This window comes from Stenotrophomonas sp. 109824_Sma (genome assembly GCF_056480025.1).
Genome location: NZ_CM151078.1, coordinates 3695986 through 3717521 on the forward strand (window position 1 = coordinate 3695986; position 21536 = coordinate 3717521).

Below are 21536 nucleotides of genomic sequence, written 5' to 3' on the forward strand. Positions count from 1 at the left end.
GGAGATACATCCACGCATGGCGTGGATCTACCGGGTTGGATGCCGGCCAACGGTGCATGGGAAACAAAAAATCCCCGGTCGACCCGCATCGACCGGGGATCTGGATCGCCACGTTGCCACTGCCTTGGAGAGGCAGTTCCACCGTAGCGCATCGCGTTGCCAGTGGTGATCGCCTGTGGCGATATGCACCAAGCGTGCGGCTATCAGGCGCCGGCCAGGGCCTGCTCCAGGTCGGCGCGCAGGTCGCCGATGTGTTCGATGCCGATCGACAGCCGCACGGTGTCCTCGCTGACACCGGCCTTTGCCAGCTCCGCTGCATCCAGCTGGCGATGGGTGGTCGAGGCCGGATGGGTGGCCAGTGACTTCGCATCGCCCAGGTTGACCAGGCGGGTGAACAGCTTCAGTGCATCGAGGAAGCGCGCGCCGGCCTCGCGCCCACCGGGCAGGCCGAAGGTCAACACGCCCGAGCCGTGCCCACCCAGGTAGCGCTGCGCGGCGGCATGCTCCGGGTCGTCGGCCAGTCCGGCGTAGCGCACCCAGCCCACCTTGGCATGCGCCTTCAGGAACTGCGCGACGGCCAGCGCATTGGCATTGATGCGTTCCATGCGCAGGGCCAGGGTCTCGATGCCCTGCAGGATCAGGAAGGCATTGAACGGCGACAGCGCCGCGCCGGTATTGCGCAGTGGCACCACGCGCGCGCGGCCGATGTAGGCCGCCGGCCCCAGTGCTTCGGTATAGACCACGCCGTGGTAACTGGGGTCTGGCTGGTTGAGGCGCGCGAAGCGGTTGGGTTGCGCGGCCCAGTCGAAGCGGCCGGAATCGATGATCGCGCCGCCCAGGCTGGTGCCGTGGCCGCCGAGGTACTTGGTCAGCGAATGCACCACGATGTCGGCACCGTGCTCGAACGGGCGCAGCAGGAACGGCGTGGCCACCGTGTTGTCGACGATCAGCGGCACGCCGGCGGCATGCGCGACCTCGGCGATGGCGGCGATGTCGGTGACGTTGCCGCGCGGGTTGCCGATGGATTCGACGAACACCGCCTTGGTGCGTTCGTCGATCAGGGTGGCGAACGCGGCTGGATCGGCCGGATCGGCGAAACGCGCCTGGATGCCGTACTGCGGCAGCGTGTGCGCCAGCAGGTTGAGGCTGCCACCGTACAGCGCACTGGAGGCGACGATGTTGTCGCCGGCCTCGGCAATGGTCTGGATGGCATAGGTGATCGCGGCCTGTCCCGAGGCAAGCGCCAGCGCGCCGATGCCGCCTTCCAGCGCGGCCAGGCGCTGCTCCAGCACGTCAGTAGTGGGGTTCATGATGCGGGTGTAGATGTTGCCCGGCACCTTGAGGTCGAACAGGTCGGCACCGTGCTGGGTGTCATCGAACGCATACGCTACGGTCTGGTAGATCGGTACCGCCACCGCGCGGGTGGTCGGGTCGGGACGGTAGCCGCCGTGCACGGCCAGGGTTTCCAGTTGCCACTGCGGGTCGCTCATTGCACCAGGCTCCATCCGGGGAAACCGCCACCATAGGCCAGCCGGGGCCGGCCGCTGAAAGCCGCTGGCGATGACGTCCGTACCCGCGGTTATCAGGTTGGCCGCGATTCAGGCAGCCGTCATGGGCCGTTGCTAGGCTTCGCCGCCGGGCGCTCCTGCCCGGGCACGGAGGCCCCACGCATGCAGCCATCCCCCTGGACTCCCCCTGCCAGCAGTTCGCCCACGTCGGTCCTGCTGGTGGAGGACGACCGTCGCCTGGCCGAACTGGTGAGCGACTACCTGCACGAACATGGCTTCGCCGTGCAGCACGTGCCCCGTGGTGACCTTGCCGGTGCGGCCTGCCGGCAGCATGCCCCGGAACTGGTGGTGCTGGACCTGATGCTGCCCGGCCTCGGGGGCATCGATGTGTGCCGGCAGATCCGCAGCTTCTCCGATGTGCCGATCCTGATGCTGACCGCTTGCGAGGACGACATCGAACAGGTGCTGGGCCTGGAATCGGGTGCCGATGACTATGTGCACAAGCCGATCGAACCACGCCTGCTGCTGGCCCGCCTGCGCGCCCTGCTGCGCCGCCGCCATGGCAGCAGCAACACCGGCACGCCCAGCCGGCTGATGCATGGGCAACTGCTGATCGATCGCATGCAGCGTGAAGTGCATCTGCACGGTGCGGCGGTGGATGTGGGCACCACCGAGTTCGAGATCCTGTGGCTGCTGGCCAGCCAGCCGGGGCAGATTCTGTCGCGTGACCAGATCCTGCAGGCGGTGCGCGGCATCGGCTTCGACGGCCTGGACCGCAGCGTTGACGTCTGCATCGGCAAGCTGCGCCGCAAGCTCGGCGACGATGCGCGCGAACCGCGGCGGATCAAGACCGTGTGGGGGCGCGGCTACCAGTTCAATCCTGCGGCCTGGTCGGAATGAAGCGGCTGTTCCTGTGGCTGTGGTTCGTCACCGGCGCCTGCTTCCTGGTCTCGGTGTTCTTCCTCAACCACATCCTGGATGGCATCTACACGCCCGTGCAGGATCGCGTGTTCGTGGAGCAGGTACGCGGGCAGGTGTACGCCCTGCGCAGTGGCCTTGCGGGCCTGGACGCCGGCCAGCAGCGTGAGCGCCTGCAGCAGTTGCAACCACACTACGGCATCGCCCTGACCCTGCTCGACAATCCTCCCGCGCTCACACCGCAGGAACAGGCGGCCGTGCAGGCCGATGGCTTCATCGTGCGCGATCAGTACCAGCAGGTCCTGCTGCCCATCGAGGGCATCGGCGGCCGCTGGCTGCACCTGCGCCTGCCCGGCGCGGTGCAGATGACGATGTACATGACCATCGCGGCCTACCTCAGCATCCTGCTGCTGGTCGGCGCCAGCCTGTATGCCTGGGTACGCCTGCTCTGGCGCGATCTGGAAGCCCTGCGCCGGCACGCCGATCGCATCGGTGCCGGCGATCTGCAGGCGCGCGCGCAGGTTTCGCCACGCTCGCAGATACGCGTCATCGTCGACCATTCCAACCGCATGGCCGCGCGCGTGGCCGAGCTGGTGCAGCGCCAGCGCGACCTCACCCATGCCATTTCGCACGAACTGCGCACGCCCATCGCACGCGTGGCCTTCGGCCTGGACCTGATGCAGGACAGCGATGATCGCGATCGCCGCGTACGGCTGGCACAAGGCCTGCACGGCGACCTGGCCGAGCTCAACCGGCTGGTCAGCGAACTGCTGGCCTACGAACGGCTGGAGCATCCCAGCGAAGGCGAACCAATGCAGCGGATTGAAGCCAACGACTGGCTGCAGGCCTGCCTGGCCGATGGCCGCCGCGATGCCGAACGTGCCGGCCTGGTGTTGCGCGTGCAGCCCAGCGCCCTGCAGCGCGTGGATGCCGAGCCACGCCTGCTGCAGCTGGCGCTGAGCAACCTGGTCGGCAATGCGCTGCGCCACGCGCGCTCGCAGGTGGAAGTGTCGCTGGTGGGTGTGGGCGGACGCGCCTGCCTGCGCGTGGACGATGACGGCCCGGGCATCGCCGAGGCCGACCACGAAAAGGTGATGCGCCCGTTCACCCGCCTGGATGACAGCCGCAGCCGCGACACCGGCGGCTTCGGCCTGGGCCTGGCCATCGTCGGCCGCATTGCAGCCCGCCACGGCGGCGAGCTGCGCATCAGTCGCGCCACGCTGGGCGGCGCACGCCTGGAAATGCACTGGCCGCTGGCTGCCAGCTGAACGCGCTGGGCCGCGATTACAGTTGATTACAACTCCCGCACAACTGCGGACGGATCGGTCGCCGGCGTATCGCCACGCTGGCGACCCTGCAGCACTCGCCGGATGCGCGCGCTGCTTTCCTCCCATTGCCGAGAGTTTCCATGTCCCAGCTTCGCCGTTCCCCCACCCTGCTCTGCCTGGCCCTGCTGCCGCTGTTTGCCACGCCGATCGCCCACGCCAAGGATGACCACTGGACCTTCGAGCTCGCCGCCGGTGGTGGCGTGACCCCGCGTTACAGCGGCAGCGAGGAGTATCGTGCGACGCCGTCGCTGTCCTTCGATGTCACCTCGCCGGGGGGCTGGTTTCTGGGCACCAGTGGCATCGGCTGGGGCACCGCCCTCGGCGAGCACACCCGCGTGCGCGCCTACGTCGGCGCCAGCGGCATCCGCAAGGACAAGGACTCGCTGCTCGGCGGTTCGGACTTCCTGCGCGGCATGGGCGATATCGATACCCGTCCCCTGGTCGGTGTCTCGGCTGGTTATACGCTGGGCGAAGCCGTGCTGAGCGGCTCCTGGCAGTTCACCCGCAAGGACGAGGACAAGGCCGAGAACGGCCTGGCCACCCAGCAGATCCACCTGAACCTGACCCTGCCGCTGTTCGACCTGGCCGGAGGCGTGGTCAGCGGCAGCGTGTCCACCGACTACGGCAACCGTGGCTACATGCAGACCTGGTACGGCGTCAGCCCGGAACAGGCCAAACGCACGGGCTTCGCCGAGCACAAACCGAAGGCCGGCCTGGTCAGCGCCGGTGTCGGCCTGAAGTGGAGCCACCGCGCGGGCCGCAACGGCAACTGGTACATCTCGGCCGAAGGCACGCGCCTGCTCGGCGATGCGGCCAACAGCCCGATCGTGCAGAAACCCAACCAGTTCGGGCTGATGAGCGGGTACACACACCGCTTCTGAGGACGCGCCGGGCCGGGCCCGGCGTTACTCACAGGAAACGGGGCGCTGCGGTCAGGCAGCGCCCCGATGGACTCACGCCTTGGCGAACACCAGATGGCCACCGTCGTTGCCGACTTCGATGGTGTCGCCGTTGACGAAGGCGCCGGACAGGATCTTCTGCGCCAACGGGTTTTCCAGCTGCGCCTGGATCGCGCGCTTCAACGGGCGCGCGCCATACACCGGATCGAAGCCAACGTTGCCAAGCAGGTCGAACGCTGCGTCGGACACCATCAGCTTCAAGCCACGCTCGGCCAGGCGCTTTTCCAGGCCACGCATCTGGATGCGCGCGATCTGCTTGATCTGCTGCTTGTCCAATGGGTGGAACACCACGATGTCGTCCAGGCGGTTGATGAACTCCGGGCGGAAGTGCGCCTGCACCACGCCCATCACCGCCGCCTTCATCTGCGTGTAGGCCTCCGGACTGTCGTCGGCGCTCATGTCCTGGATCTGGTGCGAACCCAGGTTCGAGGTCATCACGATGACGGTGTTGCGGAAGTCCACGGTACGGCCCTGGCCATCGGTCAGGCGGCCGTCGTCCAGCACCTGCAGCAGGATGTTGAACACATCCGGATGCGCCTTCTCCACTTCGTCCAGCAGGATCAGCGAATACGGACGGCGACGCACCGCTTCGGTCAGGTAACCGCCTTCCTCGTAGCCGACGTAGCCCGGGGGGGCACCGATCAGGCGGGCGACGCTGTGCTTCTCCATGAACTCGCTCATGTCGATGCGGATCATCGCGTCGGCACTGTCGAACAGGAACTCGGCCAGCGACTTGCACAGTTCGGTCTTGCCGACGCCGGTCGGGCCGAGGAACAGGAACGAACCGGCCGGGCGATTCGGATCGGACAGGCCAGCGCGCGAACGGCGCACGGCATCGGAGACGACCCTGATCGCTTCTTCCTGGCCGACCACGCGGTTGTGCAGCACCTCTTCCATGCGCAGCAGCTTGTCGCGCTCGCCTTCGAGCATCTTGTTGACCGGAATGCCGGTCCAGCGCGAGACGACCTCGGCGATTTCCTCGTCGGTGACCCGGTCCTGCACCAGCTTGAAGTCCTTGTGTTCGGCCTCCTGCGCAGCGGCCAGCTGCTTTTCCAGCTGCGGCAACAGACCGTACTGGATCTCGCTCATCTTGGCGAAATCCTGGCGGCGCTGCGCCGATTCCAGCTCCAGCTTGGCCTGCTCGACCTGCTCCTTGATCTTCGTTGCACCCTGCAGCGCGGCCTTCTCCGACTTCCAGATTTCATTGAGGTCGGAGAACTCGCGCTCCAGCGCATCGATGTCGTTTTCCAGGTCGGCCAGGCGCTGCCGCGAGGCCTCGTCCTTCTCCTTCTTCAGCATCTCGCGCTGGATCTTCAGCTGGATCACCCGGCGTTCCAGGCGGTCCAGCTCCTCCGGCTTGGAGTCGATCTCCATGCGCAGGCGCGAGGCGGCCTCGTCCATCAGGTCGATGGCCTTGTCCGGCAGCTGGCGGTCGGTGATGTAGCGGTTGGACAGCGTCGCAGCGGCAACGATGGCCGGGTCGGTGATCTCCACCCCGTGGTGCACCGCATACTTTTCCTTCAGCCCGCGCAGGATGGCGATGGTGTCCTCCACCGACGGCTCACCCACGAACACCTTCTGGAAACGGCGCTCCAGCGCAGCGTCCTTTTCGATGTACTTGCGGTACTCATCCAGCGTAGTGGCGCCCACGCAGTGCAGTTCGCCACGTGCCAGCGCCGGCTTGAGCATGTTGCCGGCATCCATCGCACCGTCGGCCTTGCCGGCGCCGACCATGGTGTGCAGCTCATCGATGAACAGGATGATCTGCCCTTCGCTCTTGGCGAGGTCGTTGAGCACGCCCTTCAGGCGTTCCTCGAATTCGCCACGGAACTTGGCGCCGGCGATCAGCGCGCCCATGTCCAGCGACAGCACGCGCTTGCCGCGCAGGCCCTCGGGCACTTCGTCGTTGATGATGCGCTGGGCCAGGCCTTCCACGATCGCGGTCTTGCCAACGCCAGGTTCGCCGATCAGCACCGGGTTGTTCTTGGTCCGGCGCTGCAGCACCTGGATGGTGCGGCGGATTTCCTCGTCACGGCCGATCACCGGATCGAGCTTGCCGCTCTCGGCACGCGCGGTCAGGTCGATGGTGTACTTCTCCAGCGCCTGCCGCTGTTCCTCGGCATTCTCCGACTGCACGTTCTCGCCGCCACGCAGCTTGTCGATCGCGGCCTGCAGGCGGGTCTTGTCGGCACCGGCGGCGCGCAGCGCCATGCCCAGCGTGCCGCCGTCGTCCAGCGCCGCCAGCACGAACCACTCGCTGGCGATAAAGGCATCGCCATTCTGCTGGGCCAGCTTGTCGGTCTGGTTCAGCAGGCGCCCCAGGTCATTGCCCATCGAGACGTTGCCGGCCTGCCCGGACACCTTGGGCAGTGCGTCCAGCGCCTCGGTCAGGCGCTCGCGCAGCACCGGCACGTTCACCCCGGCCTGGGCCAGCAACGGGCGCGTGCTGCCGCCCTGCTGGTCCAGCAGGGCGCTGAACAGGTGAACCGGTTCGATGATGCTGTTGTCGCGGCCCACGGCCAGCGACTGTGCGTCTGCCAGCGCCTGCTGGAAACGCGAGGTGAGCTTGTCCATCCGCATTGCGAATCCTCATCGGTCATCAGGGCCGGCCCGCGCCGGCGATGCTGGAAAGATGCGGTTGCCCCACCCCGTTTCAAGGGTGGCTGCGACTGCACCCCGAGGCCAGTCAGCCTGCGGCCAGCATGCCGGAACCGGTGTGGTCGGCGCGTTGATCCCGATCAGTTCCGCGCGGTGGAGGGACTCAGCGAGTGATCGCGCTGCGGATCGCCCGCAGCTGCTGCTTGACCGCCCGCGCCTGCGTCGGGTCCATGCGCAGCAGGGCCTTCTGCCCGATCGAGCGGGACTGCAGGGTGGGATCGACGAAGCGATAGCGGCCCCGTTCGTCGCGCTGCACCAGCGGCGCCTGGGCCAGTTCCGGGGTCTCCAGCAGGTGGTCGATCACCGTGACCAGGCGGTCGTTGAAATAGCCCTCGGGCCGCCCAAGGTCGACGTAAGCCTGCTGGATCAGCGGATAGAAGCGCTTGTAGGCAGTAGCCGTTGCCGCCGGGTCGAGCGCGGCAAATGCCTGCACGTAGGGCGCATAGCGCGCCGCATTGCTGGCGGCGATGCGTTCACCGCCTTCGCCCGGCTCGACCTGCAGGTTGCCCGGCAGCGGGCGCGCGGCCAGCGCGGTCGGCGGCACGCTGGGCTTGTCCAGGTTGTCGACCTGGGTGACCAGGCGCTGGATCAGATGATCACGCAGCAGCAGGGTCAGCGGCCCCTCGCCCTGGAACAGCTGGCTCAATGCGCCCCAGGCCGCGGCATCGCTGTCAGCCAGCTTCGGCAGTGCCGGATCCGCCGCGGCCTCGGTATCCAGCGGATGCCTGATTGATGGTGGTGCCGGCGCGGGCTCTGCAGCTGCCGTCGGTTGTGGCGGTGTGCCGGTACTGGCGGGGGTCGATTGCACCGGCACCGAAACACCGTCTGCCAGGTTCTTCAGCTGATCGCGGAACAACCAACCTCCCGCGCCACCGATCACCACCACGCCCAGCACCCAGGGCCAAACCGCCTTTCCACTCTGCATGATGCAGCACCTCGTTTCACACGCATGGAGAAGGTGTGACCCCATCGATTGCAGCCGGTTCCCCGCCTGTTCCGCTGCCGTTCGGGTTCAGGCCTGCACCAGAACCGCGCTCACGCCTGCTTTGCACTGCCCGCGCGAGGCTATGAGTTCTGTCCTGTGGAGACGCTGCCATGCAGTACGCGCTGTATTACTGGACCGGCATCCAGGGTCGTGGCGAGTTCGTGCGCCTGGCGCTGGAAGATGCCGGCGCCGACTACATCGACATGGCACGGGTGCACGGCGATGCGGTGATGCAGCCATTCCTGGATGGCAGCAGCGAGGGCCCGCAGCCCTTCGCGCCGCCGTTCCTCAAAGCGGGCCGCCAGGTCATCGCACAGGTCGCGGCCATCCTGGATTTCCTCGGCCCGTCGCTGGACCTGGTGCCGCAGGCCGCCTCACGCCGGCTGCAGGCGCTGCAACTGCAGCTGACCATCGCCGACCTTGTGGCCGAGGTGCACGACACCCACCATCCGATCGCCGCGTCGAAGTACTACGAAGAGCAGAAGACCGAAGCCAAGGCACGCGCCGCGTCCCTGCGCAGCGAACGACTGCCGAAGTTCCTGGGCTACTTCGAACACGTGCTGGCCGCCAACGGTGGCCGCCATGCACTGCGCGAGCATTCGTATGTGGATCTGTCGCTGTTCCAGCTGCTGAGCGGGCTGGACTACATGTTCCCGCGCCGCATGCAGGCGCTCGGCCCCACCCTGCCCCGGCTGCGCGCGCTGCAGGAGCGGGTGGCGAAACGACCCAACATTGCCGCCTATCTGGCCTCGGCGCGGCGGTTGCCGTTCAACACCAACGGCATCTTCCGCCACTACCCCGAGCTGGATGCGGAGCGGTAGTGCCGGCCGCTGGCCGGCAACTGCACACTGCGTCCGAGGTCCATGAGCATGCCGGCCAGCGACCGGCACTACCGTGGGGTCAGCGGTTCTCACCCAGCGGCTTCACCGCCTGCTTCTGCAGTGACAGCAGGCCCAGCAGCAGCGCCAATGCCACGTAGGCACCGGCGAACTGCCAGCTGATGATGCGTGCCAGCCCGTCCAGGTCCCACGGCAGGTAGATGCCACCACGCGGATCCACCGAATGGATCAGGCCGAACAGGGTCAGACCTGCGGCCACCAGCAGGAAGCCGCAGGCACGGCGCAGGCGGCCATCGACCATCGCGGCTACCGCCGAGATCCACAGCATCGACGTGATGATGAAGCCGTTGCCGAGGGTGAAGATCACCGCCAGCTCAGGCAATCCGTGGCCATCCAGTTTGGTCAGCAGTTGCGGCAGCTGGTCCGGCGCGATCCAGCCCGGCGCCTTGATCGCCAGCAGGTACGCCACCGACGGCAGGAAACCGAACACCATCGCGCCGGTGTGGTGGCGCGGCGTGGCCTGGAAGGCCTGGGTGGTGATGTCGATGGCCACGTACACGATGATCGGTGCCAGCACCGCCAACGGCAGCCACTGCACCAGCCCGGAGATGATGCCGAGCATGCCGCCGATGCCGACGAACAGGCCGGTCAGCAGCGTGTAGCCGCTGCGGGCGCCCATGTGCTTGTACGCCGGCTGGCCGATGTACGGTGTGGTCTGCGCCACGCCGCCGCAGACACCGGCCACCAGCGTGGCCACCGCTTCCACCAGCAGGATGTCGCGGGTGCGGTAGTCATCGCCGGCCGCGCGCGCGCTTTCGGACACGTTGATGCCACCGACCACCATCAGCAGGCCGAACGGCAGCAGCAGCGGCAGGTAGGTCATCGCGGTGGGCAGGCCGTCGAGGAAGCCCAGCGTCGGCAGCGGCAGCACCACCTGCGGCGGCACCCACGCCGGCACATGGAAGCCCGGTGCGCCCAAGCCGGCCAGGCCGAGGCCGTAATACAGCACGGTGCCGAACACGAAGGCCAGCAGCACGCCCGGGCCACGCACCGGCAGCTTGCCCTTGGCGATCAGCACGTACAGCAGCAGGCCCAGCGTGGTGAAGCCGACCAGCGGCGAGCGCAGCGTTTCCAGCAGCGGCAGCAGGCCCATCAGCACCAGCGCGATGCCGGCGATGGAACCCAGCAGTGCGGCACGCGGCAGCGCGCGGGTGACCGCTTCGCCGAAGAACGACAGCACGAACTTGAGCACGCCCATGATCACCAGCGCAGCCATGCCCAGCTGCCAGGTAGCGATGCCCGCGGCATGCGGATCCATGCCCTGCTGCTTGAACGCGAGGAAGGCCGGGCCGAGCACCAGCAGGGCCATGCCGATGCTGGTGGGTGCATCCAGGCCCAGCGGCATGGCGGTGACATCGTCGCGGCCGGTACGCGCGGCCAGCCGGCGCGCCATCAGGGTGTACAGCAGGTTGCCGACCAGCACGCCAAAGGCGGTGCCGGGGAACATGCGGCCGAACACCACGTCGGCGGGGAACTGGAAGATCCCGACCAGGGCCATGGCGATGAAGCCGAGGATGGAGAGGTTGTCGACGACCAGGCCGAAGAAGCCGTTGAAGTCGCCAGCGACGAACCAGCGACGCGGTGCGGCGGAAGCGGGAGCGGACATGGAAGGGGCGGTGGGGGTGGGGACCGCCGATGGTAGGCCCAGCGGGGCCAGCGCGCCAATTCCGTCGTGGAATGATGGGTTCCAGCCAACGGCGGGGCCCCTCGTGGCTGGGTTGGTCGCGGACAGCGATTTCTGGGTTGGGCCGGTCGGGATGGGCTGCGCAGGACACGCCGTAAACCCGTTCCTGGGGGCTCGATGGCGCCATCCATGGCGCCAACGGTCCTGCGCAGCCCATCCCGACCGGCCCCTGACAGTTTCCTGCGCGTGCCAGCCACGGAAGAGAATCAAAAGATCAAAAAGCAAAAGCGGGTCGCTTCGCGCTGAGCCGAGCATGGCTCGGCCCTACAGAAGATCATTTCGATCGTTCTTCCGTTATCCACATATGGCGTGGATCCACCGTGTCGACCAAGGTCGACACCCACCAGTGCAATATGCCGTTCCGACAGATCGCAGGAAACTGTCGAAGGCGGGGTGGGTCCGGTTGCGGGGGTGTCCGCGGCATGGATGCCGCGGCCAAGCCTCCAGGGACGGGTTTACGGCGTCCCCCGCAACCGGATCCACCTCGCCTACCCACGCCAAACCTGCTTTTGATCTTGCTTCGGCGGTTGCCGTGGTTTCGGCGGGTGCAGGGCGCAGCCCTGCATCGACCAACCCCCTACTTTTTCAGGAAGTTGTCCACCAGCAGATGCTTCACGTCGTCGAAGCGGCCGTTCAACACGGCCTTGGCGGCGTACAGCGCCGTACCGGCCACCTGCTTCGCCTCGATCTGCGGCGGCATCACCAGCTCGGCGCGGCTGGTATGCACGTCCAGCAGCGCCGGGCCGCGCTGCACCAGGAAGTCCTGCACCGCTTCCTCCAGGTCCTCGCTGCGTGTCACCGTTCGGCCATGGAAGCCGATCACTTCGGCCAGGCGGCCGAAGTCCGGGTTCTTCAGGTCGGTGTAGTTGTCCAGAAGGCCTTCCACCTTCTGCTCCAGCTCGACGAAATTCAGCGAGCCGTTGTTGAACACCACCACCTTGATCGGCAGATTCTCCTGTACCGCCGTCAGCAGGTCGCCCAGCAGCATTGCCAGGCCACCGTCACCGGACAGCGAAATCACCTGGCGGCCGGGGAACGCCTTCTGCAGGCCGAGTGCCTGCGGCATCGCGTTGGCCATCGTGCCGTGCAGCAGGCTGGTCAGCGTGCGGCGGCGACCATTTACCCGGATATGCCGCAGCACCCACACCATCGGCGAGCCGCCGTCGGCGGTGAACAGCGCGTCGTCTGTCGCGTACTTCGACAGCAGCGCGGTCAGGTGCTGCGGGTGGATCAACTCGCCTTCGCCCGGTTGTTCTTCCTGTTCGCGCTTCTTCAGCGCCTTGTCACGGCGCTCGATGCACTCGTCCAGGAAACTGCTGTCCTCGCGCGGCGGCAGCATCGGCAGCAAGGCGTCCAGCGTCGGTGCGATGTCACCGACCACGCCCAGGTTCACCGGATGGCGGCGGCCGAGGTGGCTGCCATCACGGTCGACCTGGATGATCGTGGCCTTGTCCGGATAGAACTGGCCCCACGCGAAATCGGCGCCGAGCAGCAGCAGCGTGTCGCACTCCATCAGCGTGTGGAAGCCGGATTCGATGCCGAAGATGCCGGTCATGCCCATGTTGTAAGGGTTGTCCGGCTCGACGAAGTCCTTGGCGCGCGAGGTGTGCGCGATCGGGGCCTGCAGGCGCCGGGCCAGCTCCAGCAACTGCGGGTGTGCGCCCTGGCAACCGGCACCGGCATAGATGCCGATGCGCTTGCCCTGCCCCAGCAGCTCAGCGATGCGCTGCAGCTCGGCATCCGACGGGCGCAGCACCGGCTGGGTGTAGTGCACCGAGAACGGCACATCGTGCTTCACCTCGGCTTGGCTGATATCGGCGGGCAGGATCACCACCGCCACGCCGCGGCGGCTGATCGCGGCCTGGCAGGCCAGCGTGACCACGCGGCGCGCCTGTTCGGCGCTGTGCACCTGCTCGCAGAACACCGAACAACTGGCGTACACCGCCTTGAAGTCCACTTCCTGCGGGAATTCCATGCCCAGCTCGCTGGTCACCACTTGGCTGGCGATCAACACCATCGGCGCGCGGTTGCGGTTGCTCTCGAACACGCCGTTGATGAAATGCAGGCTGCCGGGGCCGCAGGAACCGGCGCAGGCGGTCAGCTCGCCGCTCACCAGCGAATCGGCGCCTGCAGCGAACGCTGCCACTTCCTCATGGCGCACGTGCACCCACGCGATCTCGCTGCCATGCATCGCATCGGTCACATGGTTGAGCGTATCGCCCACGATGCCGTAGCAACGGCGGACACCAGCCTGCTGCAGGGCGTCCACCACGATTTCGGCCACGCGCTTGCTCATCGGATACATCCTCGAACGGGGGAACGTCCGAGGCTAGACCCGGTGAAGTGATGCCACCGCAAAAAAAGGGGACGGAGGGAATCAAGTCGTTTGTGCCGTTAACGACTTAATTCCCTCCGTCCCCTTTTTTCTTCAATCGTTGACGTTGATCCAACCTTCCACCGCGCCCTGCTTCGGGTTGCGGTAGCGCAGCTTCACCCAGCCGTCCTGTTCATCCAGCATCTCCACGCGGTCGCCCTGCACCAGATAGCGCTTCGTGCTGGATGCGCCGGGTCGGTCGAACAGGAACAGCCGCGCGGGCACCACGGTGGCCTGCTGGCCACGCAGCGGCCCATCCGGAGGTGCGCCCAGGCCATCGGCAATCGCGCTCTCCAGCACACGACCAGCGGGATCATATGTGCGCCAGACCGCCAGCGGGCCCTGCTCGTCGCTCTGTTCCCAATGCAGCGCAGCGTTCAGCGTATCGCCCAGCATCAGCACGCTCTCGGCGCGGTACAGATAGAGTTTCGCGCCTGCAAACCGATACTGGTCGGCGTACCACATCGGACCGCTGCGGCAGCTGCTGGTCAGGGTGCGGCTCGGACGGTCGACACTCAGCCCCATCAGGTCACCGCAGCTGTCCTTGCCATGGGTGTCGGCCTGCAGCGCGCGGAACCCGGCACTGGCCGGATCGAAGCGGTACACCGCCACCGCCTCGTTGACCATACCCACCGAGGCGCGTGCGACCAGTTCCGGGTAGCCATCGAAATCGACGTCTTCCAGCGACCATTGCGAATTGCCGTCGGCGTCCGCCGCACCCGCCAGCGTCTGGCGCTTGCCCGACGGCGACAGCTGCACCACGATGCTGCCGTCCTGCTGGGGATCCGCGTGCGCCTGCACGTGAGCGGCCACCTGGAACCGCAGCGTTTCGCCGCCATCCCCACGCGCCTGCGCCGCCGGTGCCAGCACGCCTGCCAACACCAGGCCCAGCATGCATTCCCTGTAGTTCATCATCGCTCCCTGCGGCACCGCGCTGGCACCCTCACCTCAGAACGATACCTCGACCGGCTGCCGCGACCACAGCACCGATTGATGCTTGGTCTGTTGCTTCCACGCCAGGCGGATGGCTTCGATATCAGCACGGTGCTGCGGGGTGTCTTCGTGCAGCACCACCAGCACCTTGGTGCGCAGGCGATTGGGCGCGGCATCACCACGGAACAGCCACTGGCCGTAGGCATCGAACACGGTCAGGCCATCCGGGAAGCGCGGGGTGACTTCCTTGTCCAGGAAGGTGCGCCACTGCGCCTCGCTGATGGTGTCGGCCTGCGGGCGGTTGCCGGCGCCCTGCTCTTCACCCACGCCGAAGTACAGCTCGCTGCGCACCCAGCCGTGGCCAGCGGACGGCCGTGCGGCATCGCCCTTCAGTTCGGCGGTGGTAGCCGTGGCATAGGCGCTGGGCGCCTGCGAGGACAGGCTGGCGCAGCCACTGGTGGCCAGCAGCACGGCGAAAACGAGGCCAAGGTGTTTCATCGGTACAGCTCCGGGGAAGGGGGACAAGGCGAGCCGGCAGCGTACAGCGCCACAGGCCCGGCGTGCTGATGCCAACCGGGCATCAGCTCATGCCGGACCGGCAGGGGCTTGCATCGGCACCGGTCATCACGCGAAGATAATATATCGCTTCATCCGGATGGATGTAAGTGAAACTATCTCCCCTTCCCCGTCGTCGTTGTTGCTGGAGCCCCCATGTCCGCCCGCCTGCCCGCGTCGCCGCTCGGCCTCGCCATCGCCCTCGCGCTTTCCTCCGCTGCCGTCCCGGCCCTGGCCCAGGACGCCACCAACCTGGACACCGTGATCGTCACCGGCACCCGTGCCGCCGACCGCACCGTGCTCGAATCCACCTCGCCGGTGGATGTGCTCACCGCCGAGGACATCCGCAAGGCCGGCGTGGTCAATGGTGAACTGGGCAGTGCGCTGCAGGCGTTGCTGCCGTCGTTCAACTTCCCGCGCCAGTCCAATTCCGGCGGCGCCGACCATGTGCGCGCGGCGCAGCTGCGTGGCCTGTCGCCGGACCAGGTGCTGGTACTGGTCAATGGCAAGCGCCGCCACCACACCGCGCTGGTCAACACCGACAGCAAGATCGGCAAGGGCACCACCCCGGTCGACTTCAATTCGATCCCGGTCAGCGCGATCAAGCGCATCGAAGTGCTGCGCGACGGCGCCGGTGCGCTGTACGGCTCCGATGCGGTGGCCGGCGTGATCAACGTGATCCTCGACAACGGCGGCGATGGCGGCGAGATCGAGGCCAGCTACGGTGCCAACCACACCGACCTCAAGCCGATCGGGCGCACCCTCACCGACGGCCAGACCGGCAACATCAGCGCCAAGGTCGGCACCTCGCTGGGCGAGGACGGCGGCTTCCTGCGCGTCGGCCTGGAATACAAGCACCGCAACGGCACCAACCGCGCCGGCTTCGACCAGATTCCGCCGTGGGACCAGACGCCGGACAACCTCGCGCTGCAGGGCAAGCGCAACTATGTGCTGGGCGATGGCAAGAGCAAGGACATCAACCTGTGGCTGAACACCGAGATTCCGGTGGGCCAGACGTCGACGTTCTACGCGTTCGGTACCTTCAACCAGCGCGATACCCAAGGCGCGAACTACTTCCGCTACCCTGACGGTGATGCCAACTGGAAGCAGGTCTACCCGAACGGCTACCGGCCGATCTCCGAAGGCGAGAACCGCGACGTGCAGGCCGTGGCCGGTGTGCGCGGCCAGTGGGGCGAGTGGAGCTACGACGGCAGCCTGGATTACGGCCAGAACGACTTCACCTACCGCCTGCGTAATTCGCTCAACGCGTCGCTGGGCCCGACCAGCCCTACCCGCTTCAAGACCGCTGACTACGAATACGCGCAGACCGTGGGCAACCTCGACCTGAGCCGCGTGTTCACCCAGAGCGACAGCATCAGCCACACCCTGGGCCTGGGCGTGGAAGCACGCCACGAGCGCTACCAGACCCGTCCCGGTGACCCGGCCAGCTACGCCGCCGGCCCCTACACCGATCGCCCGACCGGCTCGCAGGCCGGTGGTGGCCTGACCCCGCAGGATGCGGCCCGCCTGTCGCGCGACGTGGCCAGTGCCTACGCCAGCCTGTCCAGCCAGTTCGGCGAGAAGTTCTCCACTGATCTGGCCGCGCGCTACGAGCACAACGACGACTTCGGCGGTGAACTGACCGGCAAGCTCGGCCTGCGCTATGAATTCACCCCGGCGTTCGCGCTGCGCGGCGCGATCTCCAACAATTTCCGCGCGCCGTCGCTGGCGCAGATCGGCTACGAATCCACCTCCACCGGCTACAACGCCGGCGGACAGCTGGTGCAGGGCCGCCTGCTGTCGGTCAACAATCCGATCGCACGCGGCCTCGGTGCGCAGGACCTGAAGCCGGAAAAATCGATCAACACCTCGCTGGGCTTCACCAGCCGCATCGGTGAGCACTTCGACCTGTCGCTGGACTTCTTCCAGATCGACATCGACGACCGCATCGCGCTGTCGGAGAGCATCACCGGCGATGCGCTGACCGACTACGTGGCGGCCAACTACGGCGTCAGCGGCCTGCAGAGCGCCAGCTTCTTCGTCAATGCCGCCGATACCCGCACCCGCGGCGCCGAGCTGGTGAGCAACTGGCGCCAGTCGCTGGGCGATGGCCAGCTGCTGCTGACCGGCACCTATGCGTACACCAAGACCACGCTGAAGAACGTGCTGGCCACGCCGGCGCAGCTGCGCGCGCTGAACCCGGACTACGTGCTGTTCGGCATCGAAGAGACCAACACCCTCACCGATGCCACCCCGCGCACGCGTGGCAGTTTCTCGGCCGCCTGGAGCAACGACCACTGGTCGCTGAGCACCCGCGTGAACCGCTATGGCAGCGCCACCCGCGTGTTCAACTTCGGTGATGGCTACATCCCGCGCCAGACCTACCAGGCCGAATGGCAGCTGGATGCGGAAGTGGAGTACCGCATCACCCCGCGCTGGAGCGTGGCCATCGGCGGCCAGAACCTGACCGACAACTACCCGGATCGATCCAACAGCGATATCCACTACTTCGGCAATCTGCCGTACGACGTGTTGTCGCCGATCGGCAGCAACGGCGCGTACTACTACGGCCGGGTCCGCTATACGTTCTGATTGCATTGGGTGTGATTGCCTTGGGTGGGTGCGGACCGTTGGTCCGCACTGCCTGGGCTCGATGCAGGGTGACCTGCCGTGCCGACCAACGGTCGGCACCCACCGAAGCAGGGTCGTAGCCTGCCCTCGACCCCACGTACACGCCCACGCTGGCAAGCTGGGCGTCATGGCTGAACCGCTCCCCCTGCGTCCGCCACCGCCATTGCTGGACGACGCCTGCGCGTTGTTCCTCGATGTCGACGGCACCCTGATCGAATTCGCTGCACGCCCGGATGCCGTGCAACTGCTGCCGGATGTGCGTGAAGCCATCGGCCGCATCAGCGACCGCCTGGAAGGTGCCGTAGCACTGGTCAGTGGTCGCCCGCTTGCACAGCTGGATCAACTGTTCGCACCTTTGAAGCTGCCCGCCGCCGGCCTGCATGGACACGAACTGCGTGGCGAGGACGGTCGTGTGCTGCGCGACGAACACGACGACGACACCGCCGAGTGGCTGCACGCACTGCACCAGCAGGCGATGCGCTTTGCCCACGGCCATCCCGGCGTACTGGTGGAAGACAAGGGCGTCGGCCTGGCCCTGCATTGGCGCGGTGCGCCGCACGCGGCAAGTGATGTGCGCGCCTTCGCCGACCGCCACGTCCGTGGCCGTGCCAGCTACCGCCTGCAACCGGGTGACCACGTCGTTGAATTCGTTCCCGTCGGCACCGACAAGGGCCGCGCCGTGCGGCGGATGATGCAGTACCTGCCCTTCCGCGGCCGCCTGCCCGTGTTCCTCGGTGACGACCTCACCGATGAATTCGGCTTCGACGCCGCCAACGGCCAGCATGGCTGGAGCGTGCTGGTGGGCGAACGTGAACCCAGCAAGGCGGTGTTCGCGCTGCCCGACATACGCAGCGTGCACGCCTGGCTGCGTGAGAATGCCTATTGACCCGGCCAACCCCCACGGCCGCAACCGAGATGTACCGCGTGATGACCCAACCCGATCTTGATCTGGGCGTAGTCGGCAACGGCAGCTTCGGCGCCCTGGTCGACAAACGTGCCCGCGTTGTCTGGAGCTGCCTGCCCACCTTCGACGGCGACCCCACCTTCTGTGCCCTGCTCGGCCCCAACCAGCAGAGCGGTGGCGACTTCGCCATCGAGCTGGAGGACTTCGCCAGCAGCGAGCAGGAATACCTGACCAACACCGCAATCCTGCGCACCGTGCTGCGCGACGCGCACGGCGGTGAACTGGAAATCCTCGATTTCGCCCCGCGCTGGCGGCAGAACGACCGCTTCTACCGCCCGGTCAGCCTGATCCGCCAGGTGCGCCCGCTGGCCGGCAGCCCACGCATCACCGTGCGCGCACGGCCGCTGGCGGACTGGGGCGCGCGCGTGCCCGAGTCCACCTGGGGCAGCAATCACGTGCGCTGGATCCTGCCCGAGCACGTGCTGCGGCTGACCACCGATGTGCCGGTGCGCTTCATCCGCGATGGCCTGCCGTTCGTGCTCAACCATCCCATCCACCTGATCCTGGGCGTGGATGAGTCGCTCAACCGCTCGATCAGCGGCTATGTGCAGGAAGCCTTCCAGCGCACCCGCGACTACTGGCGTGAATGGGTGCGCTACCTGTCCATTCCGCTGGAATGGCAGGACGCGGTGATCCGCAGTGCGATCACCCTGAAGCTGTGCCAGTACGAGGACAGCGGCGCGATCATCGCGGCGATGACCACCTCCATTCCGGAAGCCCCCGGCAGCGTGCGCAACTGGGACTACCGCTACTGCTGGCTGCGTGATGCGGCGTTCGTGGTGCGTGCGCTGAACCGCCTCGGTGCAACGCGCACGATGGAACAGTTCCTCGGCTACATCTTCAACCTGGCCACCACCGACGGCACGCTGCAGCCGCTGTATGGCATCGGCTTCGAGGCCAAGCTGGACGAAGACGAAGTCCCCAGCCTGTCCGGCTATCGCGGCATGGGCCCGGTGCGGCGCGGCAACCTGGCCTGGGTGCAGCGCCAGCACGATGTCTACGGCAGCGTGGTGTTGGCCTCCACCCAGCTGTTCTTCGACCGCCGCCTGCAGGACCCGGGGGACGCGCATACCTTCGCCCGCCTCGAACCCTTGGGCGAGCAGGCATTCGCCCTGCACGACGTACCCGATGCCGGCCTGTGGGAATTCCGCGGCCGCACCGAAGTGCATACCTACACCAGCGCGATGTGCTGGGCGGCGTGCGACCGCTTGTGCAAGATCGCCGTGCGCCTGAAGCGCGATGACCGCGCCCATTACTGGCGCGAGCGCGCCGACACCATCCACGCGCGCATCATGGCCGAGTCCTGGAGCGAAGAACTGGGCCACTTCACCGATACCTTCGGCGGCCATCGCCTGGACGCTTCGCTGCTGCTGCTGGCCGACATCGGCTTCATCGATGCGCTGGACGCGCGCTTCATCGCCACCGTCGAAGCCATCGGCCGCGACCTCAAGCATGGCAATTCGTTGTACCGCTATGTCGCACCAGATGACTTCGGTGAGCCAGAAACCAGCTTCACTATCTGCACCTTCTGGTACATCGATGCGCTGGCCGCCATCGGGCGCCTCGACGAGGCACGCGGGATGTTCGAACTGCTGTTGAAGCAGCGCAACCATCTGGGCCTGCTGTCGGAGGATCTGGCCTTCGACAGCGGCGAAGCCTGGGGCAACTTCCCGCAGACCTATTCGCACGTCGGCCTGATCACCGCCGCGATGCGCCTGTCGCGGTCCTGGCAGGAGGCATCGTGAGTCGTCTGGTCGTGGTTTCAAACCGCGTGGCCGTGCCGGGCGAGAACCGTGCCGGTGGCCTGGCGGTGGGCCTGCTGGCCGCGTTGAAGGAACGCGGCGGCATGTGGTTCGGCTGGAGCGGCAAGAGCGTGCGCGACGGCAGTGGCACGCTGCACACGCAGAAGGACGGCGACATCGAGTTCGTCACCCTGGACCTGAGCAAGCGCGAGGTCGATGGCTACTACAACGGCTTCGCCAACCGCACGCTGTGGCCACTGCTGCACTTCCGCCTCGATCTGGTCGACTACGACCGGGGCACCCGCGAGACCTACCACAAGGTCAACGCGCTGTTCGCCGACAAGCTCGCGCCGCTGCTGCGCGAAGATGACATCGTCTGGATCCACGACTACCACCTGATCCCGCTCGGCGCGCTGCTGCGCGAGCGTGGTATCGGCTGCCGCATCGGCTTCTTCCTGCATATCCCAATGCCGTCGGCCGACCTGCTGCAGGCCATGCCCGACCACCTGCGGTTGTTCTCGGCGCTGTACGCCTACGACCTCGTCGGCTTCCAGACCCAGCGCGATGCGGATCGCTTCCAGACCTACCTGCGCCTGTTCGGCGGCGGTCGCGTACTCGACAACGGCGAACTGGAAGCCCCAGGTGGGCGCCGTTTCCGCGCAGCGGCGTTCCCGATCGGCATCGACACCGAGCTGATCGCGCGCCAGGCCGGTACCGCCGCCACCAAGGCCGCCGTAAAGAACCTGCGCGCCAGCCTGCGTGATCGCCAGCTGGCGATCGGCGTGGACCGCCTGGATTATTCCAAGGGCCTGCCCGAGCGCTTCCTCGGCTTCGAACGGTATCTTGAGCGCCATCCCGACCAGCGCGGCTCGCTGACCTACCTGCAGATCGCCCCGGTCTCGCGCGGCGATGTCACCGAGTACCGGCAGCTGCGCAGCCAGCTGGAGCAGATCGCCGGCCACATCAACGGTGGCCACGCCGAGCCGGACTGGACGCCGCTGCGCTACGTCAACCAGAACTTCACCCATGCCACCCTCACCGGTTTCTACCGTGCGGCGGCAGTCGGCCTGGTCACGCCGCTGCGCGATGGCATGAACCTGGTGGCCAAGGAATACGTGGCCTCACAGGACCCGGAAGATCCCGGCGTGCTGGTGCTCTCGCTGCTGGCCGGCGCCGCCGATGAACTGAAGCAGGCGCTGCTGGTGAACCCGCACGACCTGGATGGCGTGGCCGACGCCATCGCCACCGCGGCAACAATGTCGCTGCGCCGGCGCAAGGAACGCTGGCACGCGATGATGGAGCACCTGCGCACCTACGACATCAACCACTGGCGACGCAGCTACCTGGACGCGCTGGAAGGCTGAGGGAAAAAGGGGACGGAGGGGATCAAGTCGTTTG

The 21536-nt window shown here is 66.9% G+C and carries 15 protein-coding genes; 8 read left to right on the plus strand and 7 right to left on the minus strand.

Translation table 11 applies throughout. The features are described from left to right. Nucleotides 1-203 precede the first annotated feature (203 nt). The gene (locus ACZK1G_RS17435; protein ID WP_101765965.1) at nt 204-1490 is read right to left on the minus strand and encodes an O-acetylhomoserine aminocarboxypropyltransferase/cysteine synthase family protein; all 1287 of its coding nucleotides are present in this window, start codon (nt 1488-1490) and stop codon (nt 204-206) included. Between the two features lie 180 nt (nt 1491-1670). Here ACZK1G_RS17435 and ACZK1G_RS17440 point away from each other — a divergent pair, with 180 nt between their 5' ends. The 3 genes from ACZK1G_RS17440 (at nt 1671) to ACZK1G_RS17450 (ending at nt 4635) form a co-directional block, all read left to right on the plus strand. Continuing rightward, the gene (locus tag ACZK1G_RS17440; RefSeq protein ID WP_075676450.1) at nt 1671-2408 is read left to right on the plus strand and encodes a winged helix-turn-helix domain-containing protein; all 738 of its coding nucleotides are present in this window, start codon (nt 1671-1673) and stop codon (nt 2406-2408) included. Then, nucleotides 2405-3694 carry an ATP-binding protein gene (locus ACZK1G_RS17445; RefSeq protein ID WP_101765966.1) on the plus strand — a complete coding sequence of 430 codons (1290 nt, stop codon included), beginning with the start codon at nt 2405-2407 and terminating at the stop codon, nt 3692-3694. Before ACZK1G_RS17440 ends, ACZK1G_RS17445 begins: the two co-directional genes overlap by 4 nt. Nucleotides 3695-3834: 140 nt before the next feature. Beyond that, nucleotides 3835-4635 carry a MipA/OmpV family protein gene (locus ACZK1G_RS17450; protein ID WP_014038243.1) on the plus strand — a complete coding sequence of 267 codons (801 nt, stop codon included), beginning with the start codon at nt 3835-3837 and terminating at the stop codon, nt 4633-4635. Between the two features lie 72 nt (nt 4636-4707). Here ACZK1G_RS17450 and clpB read toward each other — a convergent pair whose 3' ends face one another. Then, nucleotides 4708-7293 (minus strand): ATP-dependent chaperone ClpB, encoded by a 2586-nt coding sequence (gene clpB, locus ACZK1G_RS17455; protein WP_101765967.1) that lies wholly within the window; start codon nt 7291-7293, stop codon nt 4708-4710. A 181-nt stretch (nt 7294-7474) separates the two neighbouring features. Then, nucleotides 7475-8296: a DUF3014 domain-containing protein gene (locus ACZK1G_RS17460; RefSeq protein ID WP_101765968.1), complete on the minus strand. Its 822-nt coding sequence runs from the start codon at nt 8294-8296 to the stop codon at nt 7475-7477. A 170-nt stretch (nt 8297-8466) separates the two neighbouring features. Here ACZK1G_RS17460 and ACZK1G_RS17465 point away from each other — a divergent pair, with 170 nt between their 5' ends. Further along, nucleotides 8467-9177 (plus strand): glutathione S-transferase, encoded by a 711-nt coding sequence (locus ACZK1G_RS17465; protein ID WP_101765969.1) that lies wholly within the window; start codon nt 8467-8469, stop codon nt 9175-9177. Nucleotides 9178-9256: 79 nt separating this feature from the next. Here the strand turns inward: ACZK1G_RS17465 and ACZK1G_RS17470 are convergent, their stop codons facing one another. The 4 genes from ACZK1G_RS17470 to ACZK1G_RS17485 form a co-directional block, all read right to left on the minus strand. Continuing rightward, the gene (locus ACZK1G_RS17470; protein WP_101765970.1) at nt 9257-10861 is read right to left on the minus strand and encodes a SulP family inorganic anion transporter; all 1605 of its coding nucleotides are present in this window, start codon (nt 10859-10861) and stop codon (nt 9257-9259) included. A 655-nt stretch (nt 10862-11516) separates the two neighbouring features. Next, nucleotides 11517-13235 carry a thiamine pyrophosphate-dependent enzyme gene (locus ACZK1G_RS17475; RefSeq protein WP_101765971.1) on the minus strand — a complete coding sequence of 573 codons (1719 nt, stop codon included), beginning with the start codon at nt 13233-13235 and terminating at the stop codon, nt 11517-11519. A 132-nt stretch (nt 13236-13367) separates the two neighbouring features. Next, nucleotides 13368-14225 (minus strand): SH3 domain-containing protein, encoded by an 858-nt coding sequence (locus ACZK1G_RS17480; RefSeq protein ID WP_101765972.1) that lies wholly within the window; start codon nt 14223-14225, stop codon nt 13368-13370. Between the two features lie 36 nt (nt 14226-14261). Further along, nucleotides 14262-14744, minus strand: coding sequence for a DUF3574 domain-containing protein (locus ACZK1G_RS17485; protein ID WP_101765973.1), 483 nt, complete (start codon nt 14742-14744; stop codon nt 14262-14264). Nucleotides 14745-14957: 213 nt separating this feature from the next. Here ACZK1G_RS17485 and ACZK1G_RS17490 point away from each other — a divergent pair, with 213 nt between their 5' ends. The 4 genes from ACZK1G_RS17490 to otsA all read left to right on the plus strand — a co-directional run bounded on the left by ACZK1G_RS17490 (nt 14958) and on the right by otsA (nt 21502). Next, complete coding sequence (locus tag ACZK1G_RS17490) at nt 14958-17393, plus strand: TonB-dependent receptor plug domain-containing protein (RefSeq protein ID WP_101765974.1); 2436 nt, start codon at nt 14958-14960, stop codon at nt 17391-17393. 166 nt (nt 17394-17559) lie between these two features. After that, entirely contained in the window at nt 17560-18318 is a 759-nt protein-coding gene (otsB, locus tag ACZK1G_RS17495; protein ID WP_101765975.1) for a trehalose-phosphatase, read from the plus strand. Between the two features lie 41 nt (nt 18319-18359). Then, nucleotides 18360-20141, plus strand: coding sequence for a glycoside hydrolase family 15 protein (locus ACZK1G_RS17500; RefSeq protein WP_101766442.1), 1782 nt, complete (start codon nt 18360-18362; stop codon nt 20139-20141). Further along, a complete protein-coding gene (otsA, locus tag ACZK1G_RS17505) occupies nt 20138-21502 on the plus strand; it encodes an alpha,alpha-trehalose-phosphate synthase (UDP-forming) (RefSeq protein WP_014038253.1) in 1365 nt (454 codons plus the stop codon). The genes ACZK1G_RS17500 and otsA overlap by 4 nt, the downstream gene beginning before the upstream one ends. The last annotated feature ends 34 nt before the right edge of the window (nt 21503-21536 follow it).

Bases quoted from the DNA above. Each gene is read 5' to 3' on its own strand.
- ACZK1G_RS17480 (WP_101765972.1), bottom strand. From the start codon at position 14,225: ATGAACTACAGGGAATGCATGCTGGGCCTGGTGTTGGCAGGCGTGCTG.
- ACZK1G_RS17465 (WP_101765969.1), top strand. From the start codon at position 8,467: ATGCAGTACGCGCTGTATTACTGGACCGGCATCCAGGGTCGTGGCGAG.
- ACZK1G_RS17460 (WP_101765968.1), bottom strand. From the start codon at position 8,296: ATGCAGAGTGGAAAGGCGGTTTGGCCCTGGGTGCTGGGCGTGGTGGTG.
- clpB (WP_101765967.1), bottom strand. From the start codon at position 7,293: ATGCGGATGGACAAGCTCACCTCGCGTTTCCAGCAGGCGCTGGCAGAC.
- ACZK1G_RS17435 (WP_101765965.1), bottom strand. From the start codon at position 1,490: ATGAGCGACCCGCAGTGGCAACTGGAAACCCTGGCCGTGCACGGCGGC.
- ACZK1G_RS17490 (WP_101765974.1), top strand. From the start codon at position 14,958: ATGTCCGCCCGCCTGCCCGCGTCGCCGCTCGGCCTCGCCATCGCCCTC.
- ACZK1G_RS17440 (WP_075676450.1), top strand. From the start codon at position 1,671: ATGCAGCCATCCCCCTGGACTCCCCCTGCCAGCAGTTCGCCCACGTCG.
- ACZK1G_RS17470 (WP_101765970.1), bottom strand. From the start codon at position 10,861: ATGTCCGCTCCCGCTTCCGCCGCACCGCGTCGCTGGTTCGTCGCTGGC.
- ACZK1G_RS17450 (WP_014038243.1), top strand. From the start codon at position 3,835: ATGTCCCAGCTTCGCCGTTCCCCCACCCTGCTCTGCCTGGCCCTGCTG.
- otsB (WP_101765975.1), top strand. From the start codon at position 17,560: ATGGCTGAACCGCTCCCCCTGCGTCCGCCACCGCCATTGCTGGACGAC.
- ACZK1G_RS17475 (WP_101765971.1), bottom strand. From the start codon at position 13,235: ATGAGCAAGCGCGTGGCCGAAATCGTGGTGGACGCCCTGCAGCAGGCT.
- ACZK1G_RS17485 (WP_101765973.1), bottom strand. From the start codon at position 14,744: ATGAAACACCTTGGCCTCGTTTTCGCCGTGCTGCTGGCCACCAGTGGC.
- ACZK1G_RS17500 (WP_101766442.1), top strand. From the start codon at position 18,360: ATGACCCAACCCGATCTTGATCTGGGCGTAGTCGGCAACGGCAGCTTC.
- ACZK1G_RS17445 (WP_101765966.1), top strand. From the start codon at position 2,405: ATGAAGCGGCTGTTCCTGTGGCTGTGGTTCGTCACCGGCGCCTGCTTC.